The sequence below is a fragment of the Pseudomonas sp. Marseille-Q8238 genome (assembly GCF_965111915.1).
Genome location: NZ_CBCOPI010000001.1, coordinates 3,424,552 through 3,441,005 on the forward strand (window position 1 = coordinate 3,424,552; position 16,454 = coordinate 3,441,005).

Consider the following 16,454-nt stretch of genomic DNA (forward strand, 5'->3'; position numbering starts at 1 on the left):
TTTCCGCTCAACCAGACGCCAAGCCCAGACTGTGCAGGGCATTGCTCAGGCGTTTCTCCCGCGCGGTTCGGGCGAGGTCGAGCAGGTTGCAATCACGCTGCCACAACGCTGCCCACTGCGTCGGCCCAACGGCCATCGCCGCATCGATCTCGGGTCGTAGTGCAGCGAACTGTGCAAACAATCCGGCCAGCAGCACATGGGTCGAGGTTGCGTTCACATGCAGGCGACTGACCTCGGCACACCCGGTCAGCAAACCCAACACACGCAACTGCAGGGTCTGAGCCCAGCCACTCTCCTGAGCAACGCCATACAGCCAGGCAACCAGCGCCGTCAGCACGTGCAAATCCTCGATGCTGCGAAACGGTTTGGCATAGGCATCCCAGCCATCACCCGCCAGCCGCTCGCAGGTGGCACCATCCAGATGCAGGCGACCATGGCTGACATCCGGCATCAGCGACAGCGCCGGCAAGGGTTCGATGCGCACGCCGGTATCGCCGTTGCGCACCACGCCCAGCACTACCTGCGGGGATGCCCCGTCAGGTTCGGCTCGCGCCACTACCAACAGCCAGTCGGCGGCCTCGGCGGCGGTAACGAAGTCCTTGCGCCCGGTCAGTTGCAAACCGTCGAGCCGTGTCTGCATGTCTGCCGGTCGGGTACTGCGATTTTCCGTTACGCACAAGGCGCCCAGACTGCGCGGTGCTGCCGGCCACAGCGCGCGCAGGGCGCCCTGATAGCCCGCCAGAAATGCCAGGCCCGGTGTGGCTGCCAGGCGCCCGCCCAGCAACGCCAGGGCAAAAGGCGTGGCATCCCCCACCTGCTGCAACAGGGCGGCATACCAATCATCCAGCGCCATGACGGGCAGGCGCTCTCGGGTTTCCAGCAGGGTTTGCCAGGGCATGGGGGTTCTCCTCGGTGACTGTCACACAAGCATCACCAAACATTCATGGAGGTGACACCGCTTCTACCTAGCCTGACTTTGCCCAACAAGGTCGACCGGCCGCAACTTCTTCCAGGCCGGCTTACGGAGGCTACCCGATGACCACGATCGTCCGCACCCTCGATAACGCTGCCGCACGCCGCCTGCAGGCCGAACGCCTGGTCGGTGCCACTGCCCTGCGTGAGGCTCAGGCTCTACGCTTCAGTGTGTTCAGTCGTGAATTCGACGCCAGGCTCAATGGCGCCGAACTAGGCCTGGACATGGATGACTACGACCTGCATTGCCAGCACATTGGCGTACGCGATCTGAACAGCGGCCGCCTGGTCGCCACCACGCGCCTGCTCGATCATCGTGCCGCCGCCAGCCTCGGACGCTTCTACAGCGAAGAGGAATTCAGCCTGCACGGCCTGGCGCACCTCGAGGGCCCGGTGCTGGAAATCGGCCGCACCTGCGTTGATCCAGCCTACCGTAACGGCGGCACCATCGCCGTGCTCTGGAGCGAACTGGCCGAGGTCCTCAATGAAGGCGGCTACCGCTACCTGATGGGCTGCGCCAGCATCCCGATGCAGGACGGCGGCATCCAGGCCCAGGCGATCATGCAGCGCCTGCGTGAACGTTACCTGTGCACCGAACACCTGCGTGCCGAACCGAAACACCCGCTGCCCACGCTGGACCTGCCAGGCAATGTCATCGCGGAAATGCCACCGCTGCTCAAGGCCTACATGCGCCTGGGCGCGAAGATCTGCGGCGAACCGTGCTGGGACCAGGATTTCCAGGTCGCGGATGTGTTCATCCTGCTCAAGCGCGACGAGCTCTGCCCGCGTTATGCCCGCCACTTCAAGGCAGCGGTGTAAGCTGCATGCCGCGACTGCGTCTCTATCTGCGCCTGCTGCGACTGGCCGCCGTGTTGTTGCTCGGTGCGCTGCTCGCGGCCGGAGTCGGCCTGCTTGAATGGTTGAATCGCCGCAACGACCTGCTGGGCCTGCGTCAGACGCTGACGTCCTGGTTTCTGCGGCGCCTGAGCAACGCCCTGCCCTTCGATGTCGAGGTGCAAGGTGAGGTACCCAGCGAGCCGATGCTGTGGGTCAGCAACCATGTATCCTGGACCGATATCCCGCTGCTGGGGGCACTGGCGCCGCTGTCCTTCCTGTCCAAAGCCGAAGTGCGCACCTGGCCGCTGGCCGGCTGGCTCGCCCACAAGGCCGGCACGCTGTTCATTCGCCGAGGCTCGGGCGACAGCACTGTGCTCGCGCGGCAGCTACAGCGCACCTTGCACGCCGGACATCCGGTGCTGATCTTTCCCGAAGGCACCACCACCGATGGCCAGCAGGTGCGCACCTTTCATGGGCGGCTGCTGACAGGCGCCATCGAAGCCGGCGTTGCGGTTCAACCGGTAGCCATCCGCTACCTGCGCGCCGGCCAGCCGGATCTCGTCGCCCCCTTTATCGGTGAGGACGACCTGCCCTCACACCTGCTACGTCTGATGGCCAGCGAGCGCGCCACGGTATGCATCCAGTTGCTCACACCGATCGCCAGCAAGGGTCTGGAACGCAATGCCCTCGCCCGCCAAGCACAACGGGCGGTACAGAGCGCCTTGTTTGGCGAGCCCGCAGAACAGCCACGACAAGCGGCGTAGCCCATCGGGCTGACGCTGTGGCAGGAAGGCCGAAAGCAGGCGCCAGGGTCCGTTGATGTTTCGACATGAATGGCCGCACCGAGGCACAAGCGGACACCGCAATTGGTGGGCTGAAGCCCACCCTACCGAAACCGAACCCCGCGTAGGGTGGGCTTCAGCCCACCAACTGACGCGTCATTAAACTCAAAAGTCGAACGTCCGCAACTGCCTCAAAGAAGCCCGCTTGAAGGGCTGAACCGCGAATGCATGCCCGTCCGGCTCAACGAGTTAAAGCGAGGCGTAAACAGGTCCTAGCGAGAGACTCCATCGATCTCGATACGCGTCGCATCACCGGCAAATACCTGCAGTTCGGGATAGAACTGGCGAAAGTCCTCACTCAGTGGTTCATACAGACGCTCCAACTCGCCCATGGCACCATCCAGCAGTTGCGGCCGCGACAGGCGCCGGCTCATGCCCCACACCACCTGTTCCAGCACCGCGAAATCCCGGTAGCTGCCCAGCCAGTCCTGTGCTGCCATGCGCGGGGCGATACGGGCCAGCCGCTCGGGCAGTGCGGGCTCTCGCTCCAGAACACCATAGACCCGCGCCGTGAAGGCCTGCAGGGGCTCATCGGCATAATCCTGCCAGTGCAGGGCCAGGCAGTGGTCGAAGAACAGGTCGAGCAACACACCGGACATCCGCCGTCGTTCGACCGGAAAACGCGCGCGTGCCTGCAGGGTCAGCGGGTGACTGTCGGTAAAAGCGTCGATTCGCCGATGCAATCGAATGCCACGCTCGATCGGCTCAGGTAGCGCCCCACGCAACGGCCCTTTGACGAAATCGCCATACAGGCTGCCAAGCAGCTCGTGAGGCTGCCCGCCGCCCAGGTGCAAGTGAGCCAGGTAATTCATCGGTCAGTCCGCCACGCCAGCGAGCAGAACAGCAAAGGGAGCTTCATGGTGCGTCCACAAAAGGGGTCAGCCTCCACCATAAGACGATTGTTGCAGCCACTCAATCGGCGACGCCAACAGCCGTGACTCGACTCTTCTCATAGAACCAATCGGCATGAGAAAGACAAAACATTGAACGAATTAAATGTTATGTTATAACATCTTTAAATCATTCACTGTCATCACGCCATACGGGCTGATCACGCTTACCCTCTGGAGATAACGCATGTCGTTCCCCCGTCGCCCCCTTGCCTGGGCCGTCACTCTGGCTTTGGCTCCCTCTGCCTGGGCCATTGAGCCCAAGACCGCCGAACCGACGGAACTGGAGCCGTCAGTCATCAGCGCCAGTGGCCTGGCCAGCAAACGTCATCAAATGACCACGCCTGCTGAAGTCCTGGAAGGTGACGAACTGGTACTGCGCCGCGAATCGACGCTGGGTGAAACCCTGGAAAGCCTGCCTGGCGTACGCTCCAGCAGCTTCGGTGCCGGTGTGGGGCGCCCCGTAATTCGCGGCCTGGATGGCGCCCGCGTAAAAGTGCTCAGCGATGGCGTAGACGTGCTCGACGCCTCGACCATCAGCCCGGACCACGCCATAACCAGCGAGCCGCTGCTGGCCGAACGCATCGAAGTACTGAAAGGCCCGGCAACGCTGCTGTACGGCGGCGGGGCCATCGGTGGAGTGGTCAACGTCATCGACCGCAAGATCCCCACCTACGTGCCGGAAAAAGGTTACGAAGGCGAGCTGGAGCTGCGCGCCAACAGCGTCGCCAATGAAGGGGCCGGCGTCTTTGGCATCACCGCCGGCACCGGCAATTTCGCCGTTCGCGCCGAAGGCACCAAGCGCCAGGCCAACGACTATGAAATCCCCGGTTCACCGGGCAAGCAGGAAGGCTCGTACAACGACACCGACAGCTTCAACCTGGGCGGCAGCTTCATTGGCGAACGCGGCTATATCGGCCTGGCCTATGGCGAGCAGAACATCCGCTACGGCCTGCTCGCCCATGAACATGCCGACTGCCACACCCACGGCCCCGGAGACTGGCACTGCGGCGGCCATGGCCACGGTCATGCCCACGACGACGAGGAACACGAAGGCATCCCTTATGTGGACATGCGCCAGAAGCGCTGGGACCTGCGTGGCGAGTTGAACGATCCCCTGCCGGGTTTCGAGCTGGCACGCCTGCGCGTTGGTCATAGCGATTACCAGCACAAGGAAATCGAAGAAGGCGAAGTCGCCACCCGCTTCGACAACGACGCCACCGATGCCCGCCTGGAACTGACCCACAAACCGCTGTTTGGCTGGCGTGGCGTGCTGGGTGCGCAAACCCTGCGCCGCGATTTCGAAGCATCCGGCGAGGAGGCTTACGTGCCGCCAACCCTGACCCGTAACCATGGCCTGTTCCTGCTCGAGGAATACACCAGCGGCGCCTGGCGCTACGAACTGGGCCTGCGCCATGAGTGGCAGGATATCGATGCCACCGGCGCCAAAGACACCCGCCACAGCGGCACCTCTGTCTCCGCCGGCACGGTCTGGACCTTCGCCCCGGAATACTCCCTCGGCTTCTCGCTGTCGCGCTCGCAACGCCTGCCGACGGCGGAAGAACTGTATGCAAACGGCCCCCATGCGGCCACCCGCACCATCGAGTTGGGCAGCACCAATCTGGACGAAGAAACCTCGCACAACGCCGAACTCACCTTGCGCAAGTTCGCCGGCCGCACGACATTCAGCGTGAGTGTGTTCCGCAACGAGGTGGATGACTTCATCCATGCGGCCGATACCGGCCATGACATTGGCGGCGGCTACCGCGAAATCGAATACCGCCAGCAGGATGCCGTGCTGGTCGGCGCCGAAGGAGAGGTACGCTTCCAGGCGACCCAAGCCACCGCCTTCACCCTGTTCGGGGACCATGTACGTGGCAAGCTGCGCGACGGTGGGGGTGATCTGCCCCGCATGCCTGCCGACCGGCTGGGCGTACGCCTGGATCACGCCTTTACCCAGGCACTCAACGGCCAGCTCGAACTGACCCGCGTGCAGCGCCAGGACGACCTGGCTGCCTATGAAGATGAGACAGCGGGCTACAACCTGCTGGGTGCAGGCCTCAGTTACAGCGGCTCGATGGAGGCGACCAACTACCTGATCTATCTCAAGGGCAACAACCTGCTCGACGAGAAAGCCCGCAACCACACATCGTTCATCAAGGATGATGTGCTCATGCCTGGCCGCAACCTGAGCGTGGGAGTGCGGCTGTCGTTCTGAGTGTTATCCGGCCGACAAAAAGGGGCTCTTTCGAGCCCCTTTTTTTTCATCCGGCATCGCCCGTGTCTAGCGCGTCAAAACAGCGCCACGACACTCAGAACCGGCCAACTGATTCCCGCCAGTACAACCGACAGACGTGGCGCATACGGCAACAGCAGAACCAGCGCCAAGCCCGCCAGGGAGATCAAGCCGAACCAGCCTACCGGCCCCATGGCCCAGCCCCAGGCCTGCACGCTGGCGGCAAAACTTGCAGCCAGTAGCAACCAGCCCGCAACGCGCAGCCCCCGACGCAATGTGCTAGCCGGCACGCGCTGCCAGACCTGTTTGTAATGCCGCTCCAACCCCATGCACAAGGCGAGCATTCCGCTGTAGGCCAGCAGCAGGCCGGCGATCAATGCCATGCTCATCTCAGTGGGCCTCCGCCAATGTTTTGCCCGCGCGCCGCGCTGGACGCTCTTTCGGCGGCTGGCCGAGTTTCCAGCAGCTCCAGGCGAGCAATACGCCGATGGCAACCGCTGTTGCTTCCAACCAGATGTAATCGCCCTTCGTCACGCCCTGCAGGTTCAACAATGGCAGGGCGATGCACAGCAGTGCTGCCAGGCCCAACTGCTCACGCCAGGCACGTAACCAGGGACGGACAATGGCATGGCCAAGGCTGGCCAGCCAGATCAGGAAAAACACCCGCACCTCCCAGCCACCGCGTTGCGCCAGCTCCACGGGTAGCAGGCGGTTGGCCCACAGGAAGGCCACGCAGGCGAGCGTCAGCCCCGCAACCACAGCGACGTTCAGGCGTTCGGCGACGTGATAGAGCAACGCGCCCAGCGCACCTTCACTGTCATGGCGGCGGCGTCGCTTGACCGTGAACAGCACCACGCCGGTGGCGATCATTGCGCAACTGGCCAGGCTGCAGATGAAGTACAACCAGCGCATCGGATAACCGCCGAACTGGGCGAAATGCAGGCCAGCCATGACCCGCTGCGTCAATTGGCTAGGGCGACTTACCGCCGGCTCACGCAATACCGCGCCACTCAGCCCATCGAACTGCATGCTTTGACCCTTGGTCAGCTCGATGCGGTTGCCCAATACCGGGCGAGCCTCGATGCGCGCATCGCTACGTCCAGGGTTCTGGATCGACAGACCGGCAATCGGCCCCAATGCACGCTCAGCTTCAGCCAGCAACGGACCCAGTGCCGTCAGGGGTGCAGCCTCAGCCAGTGGCCGGGCAGATTCCGATGACCCAGGCCGGCCCGCATTCGCCGTCCTTTCCCCACGGTTACCTGCCCGCTCTCCTTGGCCATCTGCACGCTCACCCTGGGTACGCTCGCGCTGACCACCTGAACGTTCCCCGGCCTGCTCACCCCGCGCACTGACAGGGCTCTGCTCGCCACGCTCGGCCTGCTGCTGTGCCGGCGCGCCGCGCATCGCGCGAAACGCGGCGTCACGGTCACCCTCGAACAGCGCATCCATCGCTGCCGGCATGTAGATCAGGTAGAAAATCACCAACCCCGTGTAGGTGATCATCAGGTGGAATGGCAGCACCAGCACACCTGTGGCGTTATGCGCATCAAGCCAGGAGCGCTGCCCCTTGGCAGGGCGAAAGGTGAAGAACTCCTTGAAGAACTTCTTGTGAATGACGATGCCGCTGATCAACGCGACCAGCATCGCTATCGCTGCCAGCCCGACGATCCAGATACCCAGGTTGCGTGGCAGGTTGAGGGTGAAGTGAAAACGGAAGAAGAAGCCGCCGCCCGCCGTCTCACGAACATCGATACGCTCGCCAGTCTGTGGGTCGAGATACTGCCCACCGCCCCGCCGCTGCTCGCCAGCGGATACCGTCAAACTGGGGGAGCGCTCCGTGGGCAGGCCGATGTTCCAGGCACTGGCATCGGGATGGTTAACCTGCAGATAGGCCAGCGCACGTTGTGCGGCCTCGACCTGATCCCCCGTGTAGGCCGGCATTTCCGGGCGCATCCAGCCGTCGATTTCCTTGTCGAACACCGCCAGAGTGCCGGTGAGAAAGATGGCGAACAGCAGCCAGCCGAAAATCAGGCCACCCCACGTGTGCAACCAGGACAGGGATTGGGTAACGGTTTTCTGCTTCATCCCAATGACTCCAGCAATTGCGGCCAGAAGCCGATGACGCCCAATGGCAGGGCCAGCGCCATTCCCGCCCAGGCCTGAAGCGCACTGCGGCAGCAAAAGACCCAGAGAATGGCCAGCGTGTAGATAAGAAAAGAAGGCAGCGTGGCCACCACAAGCGAATCCCCTGGGGTCAGCGGCAGCAGACGGGCCAGGCAGGCGGTGAACGCGTAGGTAAAACCGTAGCCACCCAGCAGGGCAGCCAGTATTCGTGAAATGACGGGGACAACGTGTAGAGCTTCACGCATGGCATTACTCTTCGATGAACAGGCGTAGTGCCGGCAGGATCGCGGCCGACAACATCGGGCCGTGGCCCAGACCAGAAAATTCGCGGTACACGACCCGCAAATGGGGATAACCACCAAGGCGCTCGGCCATCTCGCGGGCGGCTTCCGCCGGCACCGCCGCCATCGCCTTGGCACGTGCCGAGGGCATCTCACTGGCGGCGCGGGGACGCGCTTCCTCACTGCCCCGCAAAATCGCCAGGCGCGCGTCGGCATCGCCAGGCAAACGCTTCTCGACCTCCAGCAGCAGCCCGGATTGCCACCACAGCGAAGGGCTGACCGCGACATAGCGCTGGAAGGAACGCGGCGTATTGAACAGAGTGTCGAGCACGAACGCGCCACCGTATGAATGCCCCCACAGTCCTTGCCGCTCGCGGTCGACGGGCAGCAGGCGCGCCACCTCGGGCTTGATCCGCGACTCAATAAGCGCCCTGAACTGTTCAGCGCCACCGGCGGGACGTCGCCGCTGATCATCCTCGAACAGCGGTACACCCGGATGCGGTGAGGGGGTGAAGTCGTACGTGCGGGCATCGCTATCGAAGCGAAGATCACTGGCGTACCCGATCATCACCAGCAGCGGCGGCCCATGTTGGTCGACGTCAGCCAGCCACTCCTCACGCAGAGCGGCCAGCACCGCATTGCCATCGAGCAGGTACAACGCCGGATAGCCACGGGGCGGCGCCTCTCGCTTGGGAATACCCAAATGAACCCGGTAATGGCGCTTGCCATCGGCAGAGTCCAGGTCGAAGTGCTCGAAGCGGTAATACGCCGAACCGGTATCGGCCAATGTGGGACCGATCCGCTGGGACAGATCAGGTTTCCCCAGGACCAATGCCGGCAACAAGGCAAGCAGGCACCACAAACGCTTCATGAGCCGACCACTCCCATCTGCAGCCAGCGGGTGAGCGTTTCGGCCTCGAAGCTGCGCAAGCGGACGCGCTCTTCTTCACCACAAGCGCGACCAGTGCGGCGCAGCAAGGCGAGCGCCGTTTCGTGCAGCAACTCGCCACGCAGCTGCGGGTGTTCCAGCAGCACTCTTGCGGCAGCCATCTCCAGGAGATCCGCTGCAATCGGCGCCCCCAGAATCGGGGCAGCGAGATGACCGTAGCCGGCTCCTTGCAGGGCACCCTCGGCGAGCAATCGATTAAGCACCTGGCACCTTGCGAATGCCACTTCTCCTTCCAGCAACGGATGAGCCAGGCCCTCACCCAACAACAGCTGCAACGCGGGGCTGAGTTCACCGATGCGGGTATTCAATTCAGGATGACGCGCCAGCTCCGCAAAGCTCTGCGCCCCCGAAGCCAGGGCCGACAGCAGGGGTGAGAACAGCTGTGCATCACCCTGTACAGGGCCGATACGGCTATCGAACGCCAGCCCGCCAGGTTGCGGTGCGCCGGGCAGCGTGGCCCAGCAACCATCGAGCAGCATCTGCCGGTGTTCGTCGGGGCTGAGGGGTTGCGGCGCACGCTGGAACAGATCCCGGCGCTGCGACTGGTTACGCGCCATATCCTTCGCTGTTTCGCGCAAGCCTGGATCGGTGAGGCCCTCAAGCAATGGCAGGCAATTGCCAGGCAACGACACGGCATCGATGTTCTCCAGCGGTGTAGCACTGCCGAGGAACTGACAGCCTATATCGGTGAAGGAGGCGATCACCTCCGAGGCATGCAGCGGCGTCCAGTGTTCGCAGAGCAGTTCGTGAGCCAGAAACGCCAGGTCCTCGGCATCGGCACGGGCAAGTCGGCGTGCAACGTCGGGATGCTCGACGAAGTAACCGGTACCAGCATCCTGCCATTGGCGCAAGGCATCCAGGGCCTGCTGCAGACGCTGCTGCGGGCTGCCGGCGAGACCTTGTGCGGTTTGCCAGAGGAAGCGTTGCGCCGCCACGAACGCCGACATCCCCGGGTGGCTCATGTAGGACAGGTACAGCACGCCACCCGGCTTCAGCCGCCGCTCGACAAAACGGCGGACAGCCGCGCGGTTATCCGCTGAGACCCACGAGTAGACGCCATGCAGCACGATGAAATCGAAACCGTCCTCCGCCTCCTCATCGGCTACCTCGGCAAAGCTCGCCTGGCGAAATTCGAGGTTGCCCAACCCGGCTGCTGCCGCCTGCTGACAAGCATGCTGGATATGCCGGGCATTGAAATCTACGCCCAGGAAATGCCCAGCAGGATTCGCCGCCGCCAGCAGCAAACTGTTCAACCCCTGGCCACAGCCCAGCTCGCAGTAACGAAAGGCACGGTCCAATCTGGGCGCACGCTGCCCCAGCGCGTGCAACACCGCCACCAACCAGCCCGGGGACAGCTCCGGATGTACATGGTGCGGGTAAGCAATCTCGGTCAGATAACCATCGTTCCAAGCAGTCATAACGTTCAACCCATCATGAAAAAACCCCGCCAGGCAAAACCTGGCGGAGCCGGCTGCTCGTCCGGAAGAACGAGCGAGGAACGAGGCCGATCAGAACGATGCGGTCACCGACGCGAAGTAGGCACGACCGGGTTCGTTGTAGGTGTTGGCACCTGCGCCACCCGAGTTGTTTTCACGATAGAGCCGCTTGTCGAACAGGTTGCTGACACCGGTGGAGAAGCTCCAGGTCTCGTCCAGCTCGTAGTTGGCGGTAAGGCCGAAGATGGTGTAGGGCGAGCGTTTCTTCAGTTCGCCACCTGCTGCCGCAGCCCCACGTGACGTCAACTGGCGCGGCTCCTGCTCACCGTAGTGGGTCATGCTGAAAGACAGGTCCAACGATTGGGTCACCGCCCAGTCGAGCATGGAGTTGATGGTGTACTTGGGAATCACGGACAAGGGTTCGCTGGTTTCCTTGTTCTTGTTCTCATTCATGTAGGTGAAGTTGTTATTCCAGCTGAGGATCTCACCGGTAGTGCCGATCAGCGGCACGTTGAGGTTGCCTTCCCAGCCAGCAACCACTGCCTTGGGTGCGTTCTCCCACTTGAAGATCCGGCCATTGGTATTCGTCAGACCGACCTGGTCCATGCCCGCATTGATCTTGTTCTTGTAATCATTGTGGAAGTAGGTAATCCCAGCGTTCCAGCCATCCTTGTCGAAGGAAATACCAAGCTCCTTGTTGAGGCTGATCTCGGCATCCAGGTCATCGCTGCCTTGTACGTAACAGCCGGCGCCCAAGCTCGGCAAATCGACCGGGCACCCGTTACCCATGGTGTAGTACAGGTAGTTGGGGTTCGACTGATACAGGTTCGGCGCCTTGAAAGCCCGCGCCACACCACCCTTGATGGTGATGCTGTCCGTGATCTTGTAGGAGCTGTTCAGGCTTGGGCTCCAGTTATTGCCGAACTGACTATGCCGGTCGAAGCGCACACCCGGTGTCACGATCCAATCCGGGGTTATCTCGATATTGTCTTCGATGAATACCGCATAGTTGTCAGCATCCGACTTGCCGGAACGGGTACCCGCCGCCGCACCCGGCACGGCACCGCCGGTGCCTGTTCCCTGGCTCATGGAGAAGGGGTCATCAAGCTCATCGCGAGTAACTTCAGCGCCCAGGGTCAGCACTTGGTTGAAAACCACCTCAATCGGCAGGTTCAGCTCGCCGGCCAACCGGAAAGCCTTGAGCTCTGAAGTGGACATTGAATCGGAAGTGCTGATGCTGCCCTCCGTGCTGCCTGCCAGCCCCTCATCCAGGCGACGGTTGCGGGTGTTCTCGTAAGACGCCACCACCTGCGACGTACCGAAATCCCAATCGCCACGATGGGTCACCGAGACCGACTGGCGATACATGATGTTGGTTTCCTTACCACTGTCAGCCAGATCGCTGATCAGCGTCGTGCCGCCGGTGCTTACGGCACGGTCCCCCGCATAGATGTTGCCTTGGCGACTGAAACCACCTTCCAGTTCCAGCGTCTGCTGAGGCGTAAGGTCCCAGCGCAGCAGCCCGTTAACATCCTTGTTGCGCACCCCTTCGCGACCGGCTGGCGGGGTGACGCCACTGGCAAACTCCTGGTTCAGCGACAGATCATCGGCATCGGTCTTGTTCACGTTTCCGTAGAGCCGGTAAGACAATGTATCGACCAGAGGACCGGCCAGACTGAAACCCAGGCGGCGGGTATCGCCCTCGGCATTGTCCTCGGCAATGTTGGTGTACGCCGTGACCGTACCCGTGTGCTTATTGGTCGGCGCCTTGGTGATGATGTTGATCACCCCGCCCGCCGCACCGGAGCCATAACGTGCCGCCGCCGGGCCACGCAGAACCTCGATGCGCTCGACGGCATCGACCGGCACCCAGTTGGTATCACCACGCGTGTTGCGTTCACCACTGCGGCCCATGCGCACCGAGTTGCGCGAGCTGACTGGCTTGCCGTCGATCAGGATCAGCGTGTTCTCCGGCCCCATGCCGCGCAGGTCGATCTGCCGGTTGTTGCCATACTGGCCGGTCGCGCTGTTACCGGTGAGGTTGACGCCCGGCATCTTGCGGATGATCTCGGAAAGGTCGTTGACCGGTGGGCGCTTCTTGATGTCTTCGGCGGTGATCACCGAGACACCAGGCGCCTGCTTCAGCTCCTGCTCAGCGGTCCCCAGTACGCGAGTCTCGACAAGCTCCAGGGCTTGTTCACTGCCGGCCACGGGCAGGTCGGAAGACTCAACAGGAACCTTGTTCGGATCCACCTCCTCGGCCAGCAGCATGGACGGCATTGAAGCCGTAAGCAGGGCCAGAGATAGATGGCTGAGCTTGAATCGCGAACACATGACACACACTCCCGTGCAGGGTCGGACATACAAAAGACACAGGGACGAGTGCTGCCAGGATATGGAACTTGTCAACTCATCCGCGGTCCCGCTTGGAACGTCGCAAATGATAAATATTCACAACTGCAAGTAAATCCATTTTACAAACTATACAGTTTGTAACGACGCCTACACGGCTAGCCGTAACAGGCGCGCAGCCACTGTCCGAGCCCGGCACCACTGGGCCCGCCAGTGAACGAAAGACGGAATCGGGGGCTGTACTGCGGGCCCCACGAGGGCTGGAACACAAATAAGAAAGGGGCTCACGAGAGCCCCTTCAGTAAGTGCCGTGTCAGCAGAGCTGACTATGCACGCAGCCTAGAAGTGCACATTGGTGCTCAGCAAGGCTGTACGTCCAGCCGCCTGGTTGGCGAAGTGCGTGGAATAGGCCTTGTCGTAGTACACCTCGTCAGTGAGGTTCTGTACGTTGAGTTGCAGATCGACGTTCCGAGTCAGCTTGTAGCTGGCCATGGCGTCGTAGCGCCAGTAGGAATCGACGTAAACCGTATGTGCCACGGAGCCCCAGACCTTGTCGACGAAGAATGCGCCACCGCCAATGGTGAACTTGTCGGTAACAGCATAAGTGGTCCACAGACTGAGGCTGTTTTCCGGGGTGTTGGGCAGCGCATTGCCATTGGTGGCAACGTCCACGTACTGGCCAGCAGTCAACACCTTGCCGCCATCGACCTGTTCGCTGTCCAGATAGCTGTAGCCGGCGAATACCTGCCACTTATCGGTGATCTTGCCAGTAGCCGACAGCTCGATGCCGTCCACGCGAGTCTTGCCAGCGTTCTCATAGGTATTGAGGCCGGTCAGCACACGGGTGTTTTCCTTCTCCGTGCGGAAGACCGCCGCTGTCAGCGACAGGCGCTGATTCAACAGGTCCCACTTGGTACCGATCTCGTAGTTGGTGGTGTCTTCCGGCTTCAGCTCGTTGTTCACCGCAGCCGTAGTCACCGGGTTGCCATCAGTGCCCTCCCCCAACATCGAACCGGGCGGTGTGGCCGACGTGGCATAGGAGACATAGATACTGCCGTTGTCCGCCGGCTTCCACACCAGGCCCACCTGCCCCGTGACGAACTCGCTCGTGTCACGGCTCTTGTTGGCCACACCATTGGTAATGGTGGTCACGCCGGCAGCGTCGTAGGTGCGGTACTTGGTTTCAAAGTGGTCGTAGCGCAGCCCCAGGTTGAGCAGCCATTGCGGGTCGAGCTCAACCGTATCGAATACATACAGAGCCCGGGTATTGCTACGGGTATCGGTGCCGCCGTAATTGCGGGCTATCGTGCCATTCCACAGATCGTCGGGATTCGGGTTGGACAGCGAGGTGCAGTTGCCGCCATTGCTCGGCCCCTGACAGGTTGTGATCTTGCTGTTGGGCGAAACCGTATAGCTCTCCTTGTTGGCATTCTCATGGGTGAACTCGATACCCGTGGAGAAGCTGTTCTTGAAACCGGCCAGTTGGAATTCACCAAACAGATCAGTCTGGTTGGTCGTCGTCGCGGTATTGCCCACGCGGCTGTTGGCACGGCGCCAGACGCCATTGCTCACTACGTTCCCGGCACTGTCATCCGGCTGGGTCAGCACGTAATCCTGCATGCTGTTGCCATGACGCAGGGTGTTCTTGATGGTCAGCGAATCGCTCAGGTCATGCTCGATCGCAAAGGTCGAAACATCTGTTCGCGTCTTGCGGAAGTCACGGCTGGTCAACCCATAGAAGTTACTGCTGCGCCCGCCATCAGTAGGTTTGTCCGGGCTGGCTGCGGTGTGAGATTTCCCCACCGAATAACCATAAGGAATCCCCGAGTCCGGCAGATCGTCGCTTTCCATATGGTAGAAATCGAGGTTCACGCGGGTATCGGTACCCAGCCCGAACGCCAGCGACGGGGCAACACCCCAGCGGTCGTAGTTGACCTTGTCACGGCCGGCCACATTGGCTTCGTGGCTCATCAGGTTGAGACGTCCGGCAATGCTGTCGGTGAACTGATAGTTGCCATCGAGCGTATAGCGCTGGGTCTGGTCGCTGCCCCAGGTGAAACCGCCGTCGAACGAATTGCCCAGATGCGCCTTCTTGGAAACCAGGTTGATGCTGCCGCCTGCCGCGCCACGGCCACCGATGGCCGAGTTCGGCCCCTTGCTGACCTCGATGGACTCAACAGCGAAGATTTCGCGAGTCTGCGCGCCGGTATCGCGCACACCATCGAGATAGGTGTCGCTTTGCGAGTCGAAACCACGAATGAATGGACGATCCCCCTGCGGGTTGCCACCCTCCCCCGCGCCCATGGTGATGCCGGGGACCGTGCGCAGAGCATCCTGCAGGGATACCGCACCCGTATCCTTGAGCACCTGTTGCGGCACGACAGTGATCGAGCGAGGAGTATCGACCAGCGGAGCGGTGTATTTCTGCGACGCCGCGCGCTCAACGCGATAGTCGACAGCCTCCTGCTCGCCCACCACAGATGTGGCATCGAGAGAGACCACACCCTTGCCGTCTTTCTTCACCTGCTCGGCCTGCACAACAGGTGCGATAGACAGGGTCGACAAAGCTACGCCGATAGCCGAAGCCAGCATTCGCTGGGTATTCACCGCACTCTCAATTGGCTGACGAGACATCGTATTCCGCTCCACTGGATTTCAGAGGACGCGAAATGTATTTCAAGAAATTTCCATTAACAATTGATATTGTTTCTCAATGCGTCAAATTTACAACCTTTACACATTCACCTGAAGCCCGCGTCAGCTGTGGAGCACAGCCAGGCATGCAGTGTTTTACATGCTTAATGGAAATAAATACTATTCGCCGCTAGCCAGTGTCTGAGCGGAGAAAATCTCATGCTGCTACGTATCCCAGGGATCTTTTCCAGCGAAGAAGCCGAACGCATCCGAGAGGCTCTGGAACAAGCCGATTGGGCGGATGGCAAGATCACGGCAGGCCATCAATCCGCCAAGGCCAAACACAACCAGCAACTGATCGAAGGCCACCCTCTGGCCAGGGAGATCAGCGAAGTCATGCTCCAGCGCATCTGGAGTCATCCACTGTTCGTGTCCGCGGTTCTGCCCAACAAGGTCTTCCCGCCGTTGTTCAACCGTTACAGCGGTGGCGGTTCCTTCGATTACCACATCGACAATGCCATTCGCCGGATCAAGGGCAGCCCGGAACAGGTTCGTACCGATGTGTCCGCCACCCTGTTCTTCAGTGAGCCAGACAGCTATGACGGCGGTGAGCTGGTGATCCAGGACACCTACGGCACGCAGCAGGTCAAGTTGGCCGCCGGCGACATGGTCATCTACCCATCGAGCAGCCTGCACAAGGTCCAGCCCGTTACCCGTGGCGCACGGCTGGCATCATTCTTCTGGACCCAGAGCATGGTCCGCGAAGACAGTCAGCGCACGTTGCTGTTCGAAATGGATCAGGCCATCCAGAGCCTCACCCAGGACATGCCCGATCACCCGGCGCTACTCCAGCTCACGGGCACCTATCACAACCTGTTGCGACGCTGGGCGGACACCTGAC

The 16,454-nt window shown here is 61.6% G+C and carries 13 protein-coding genes; 4 read left to right on the top strand and 9 right to left on the bottom strand.

Going from position 1 to position 16,454, the window contains the following annotated elements; genetic code table 11:
* Window positions 1–7: 7 nt before the first annotated feature.
* Window positions 8–898, bottom strand: a complete 891-nt coding sequence (locus tag ACWPW0_RS15980) for an acyl-CoA dehydrogenase family protein (RefSeq protein ID WP_447592924.1) — start codon at window positions 896–898, stop codon at window positions 8–10.
* 137 nt (window positions 899–1,035) lie between these two features.
* On the opposite strand from ACWPW0_RS15980, the gene olsB reads away from it, so the two are divergent.
* Together olsB and ACWPW0_RS15990 are read left to right on the top strand one after the other, a co-directional pair.
* Window positions 1,036–1,791 carry an L-ornithine N(alpha)-acyltransferase gene (gene olsB / locus ACWPW0_RS15985; protein WP_454255829.1) on the top strand — a complete coding sequence of 252 codons (756 nt, stop codon included), beginning with the start codon at window positions 1,036–1,038 and terminating at the stop codon, window positions 1,789–1,791.
* A gap of 5 nt (window positions 1,792–1,796) precedes the next feature.
* The gene (locus tag ACWPW0_RS15990; protein ID WP_454255830.1) at window positions 1,797–2,573 is read left to right on the top strand and encodes a lysophospholipid acyltransferase family protein; all 777 of its coding nucleotides are present in this window, start codon (window positions 1,797–1,799) and stop codon (window positions 2,571–2,573) included.
* 290 nt (window positions 2,574–2,863) lie between these two features.
* Here ACWPW0_RS15990 and ACWPW0_RS15995 read toward each other — a convergent pair whose 3' ends face one another.
* On the bottom strand, window positions 2,864–3,463 hold the full coding sequence (locus ACWPW0_RS15995; RefSeq protein ID WP_447592928.1) for an acyl carrier protein phosphodiesterase: 600 nt from the start codon (window positions 3,461–3,463) through the stop codon (window positions 2,864–2,866).
* Window positions 3,464–3,728: 265 nt separating this feature from the next.
* Here ACWPW0_RS15995 and ACWPW0_RS16000 point away from each other — a divergent pair, with 265 nt between their 5' ends.
* Window positions 3,729–5,759: a TonB-dependent receptor gene (locus tag ACWPW0_RS16000; RefSeq protein WP_454255831.1), complete on the top strand. Its 2,031-nt coding sequence runs from the start codon at window positions 3,729–3,731 to the stop codon at window positions 5,757–5,759.
* Window positions 5,760–5,833: 74 nt separating this feature from the next.
* On the opposite strand, the gene ACWPW0_RS16005 is transcribed toward ACWPW0_RS16000, so the two are convergent.
* The 7 genes from ACWPW0_RS16005 to ACWPW0_RS16035 form a co-directional block, all read right to left on the bottom strand.
* On the bottom strand, window positions 5,834–6,166 hold the full coding sequence (locus ACWPW0_RS16005) for a DUF3325 domain-containing protein (RefSeq protein WP_454255832.1): 333 nt from the start codon (window positions 6,164–6,166) through the stop codon (window positions 5,834–5,836).
* Between the two features lies 1 nt (window position 6,167).
* Window positions 6,168–7,862 (bottom strand): PepSY domain-containing protein, encoded by a 1,695-nt coding sequence (locus ACWPW0_RS16010; RefSeq protein WP_454255833.1) that lies wholly within the window; start codon window positions 7,860–7,862, stop codon window positions 6,168–6,170.
* Window positions 7,859–8,146 carry a DUF3649 domain-containing protein gene (locus ACWPW0_RS16015; RefSeq protein ID WP_454255834.1) on the bottom strand — a complete coding sequence of 96 codons (288 nt, stop codon included), beginning with the start codon at window positions 8,144–8,146 and terminating at the stop codon, window positions 7,859–7,861. Before ACWPW0_RS16015 ends, ACWPW0_RS16010 begins: the two co-directional genes overlap by 4 nt.
* Window positions 8,147–8,150: 4 nt before the next feature.
* On the bottom strand, window positions 8,151–9,053 hold the full coding sequence (locus tag ACWPW0_RS16020) for an alpha/beta hydrolase (protein ID WP_454255835.1): 903 nt from the start codon (window positions 9,051–9,053) through the stop codon (window positions 8,151–8,153).
* On the bottom strand, window positions 9,050–10,549 hold the full coding sequence (locus ACWPW0_RS16025; protein WP_454255836.1) for a class I SAM-dependent methyltransferase: 1,500 nt from the start codon (window positions 10,547–10,549) through the stop codon (window positions 9,050–9,052). Before ACWPW0_RS16025 ends, ACWPW0_RS16020 begins: the two co-directional genes overlap by 4 nt.
* A 90-nt stretch (window positions 10,550–10,639) precedes the next feature.
* The gene (locus ACWPW0_RS16030) at window positions 10,640–12,901 is read right to left on the bottom strand and encodes a FepA family TonB-dependent siderophore receptor (RefSeq protein ID WP_454255837.1); all 2,262 of its coding nucleotides are present in this window, start codon (window positions 12,899–12,901) and stop codon (window positions 10,640–10,642) included.
* Between the two features lie 357 nt (window positions 12,902–13,258).
* A complete protein-coding gene (locus ACWPW0_RS16035; protein WP_454255838.1) occupies window positions 13,259–15,553 on the bottom strand; it encodes a TonB-dependent receptor in 2,295 nt (764 codons plus the stop codon).
* A 219-nt stretch (window positions 15,554–15,772) separates the two neighbouring features.
* Here ACWPW0_RS16035 and ACWPW0_RS16040 point away from each other — a divergent pair, with 219 nt between their 5' ends.
* A complete protein-coding gene (locus ACWPW0_RS16040; protein WP_447592943.1) occupies window positions 15,773–16,453 on the top strand; it encodes a Fe2+-dependent dioxygenase in 681 nt (226 codons plus the stop codon).
* The last annotated feature ends 1 nt before the right edge of the window (window position 16,454 follow it).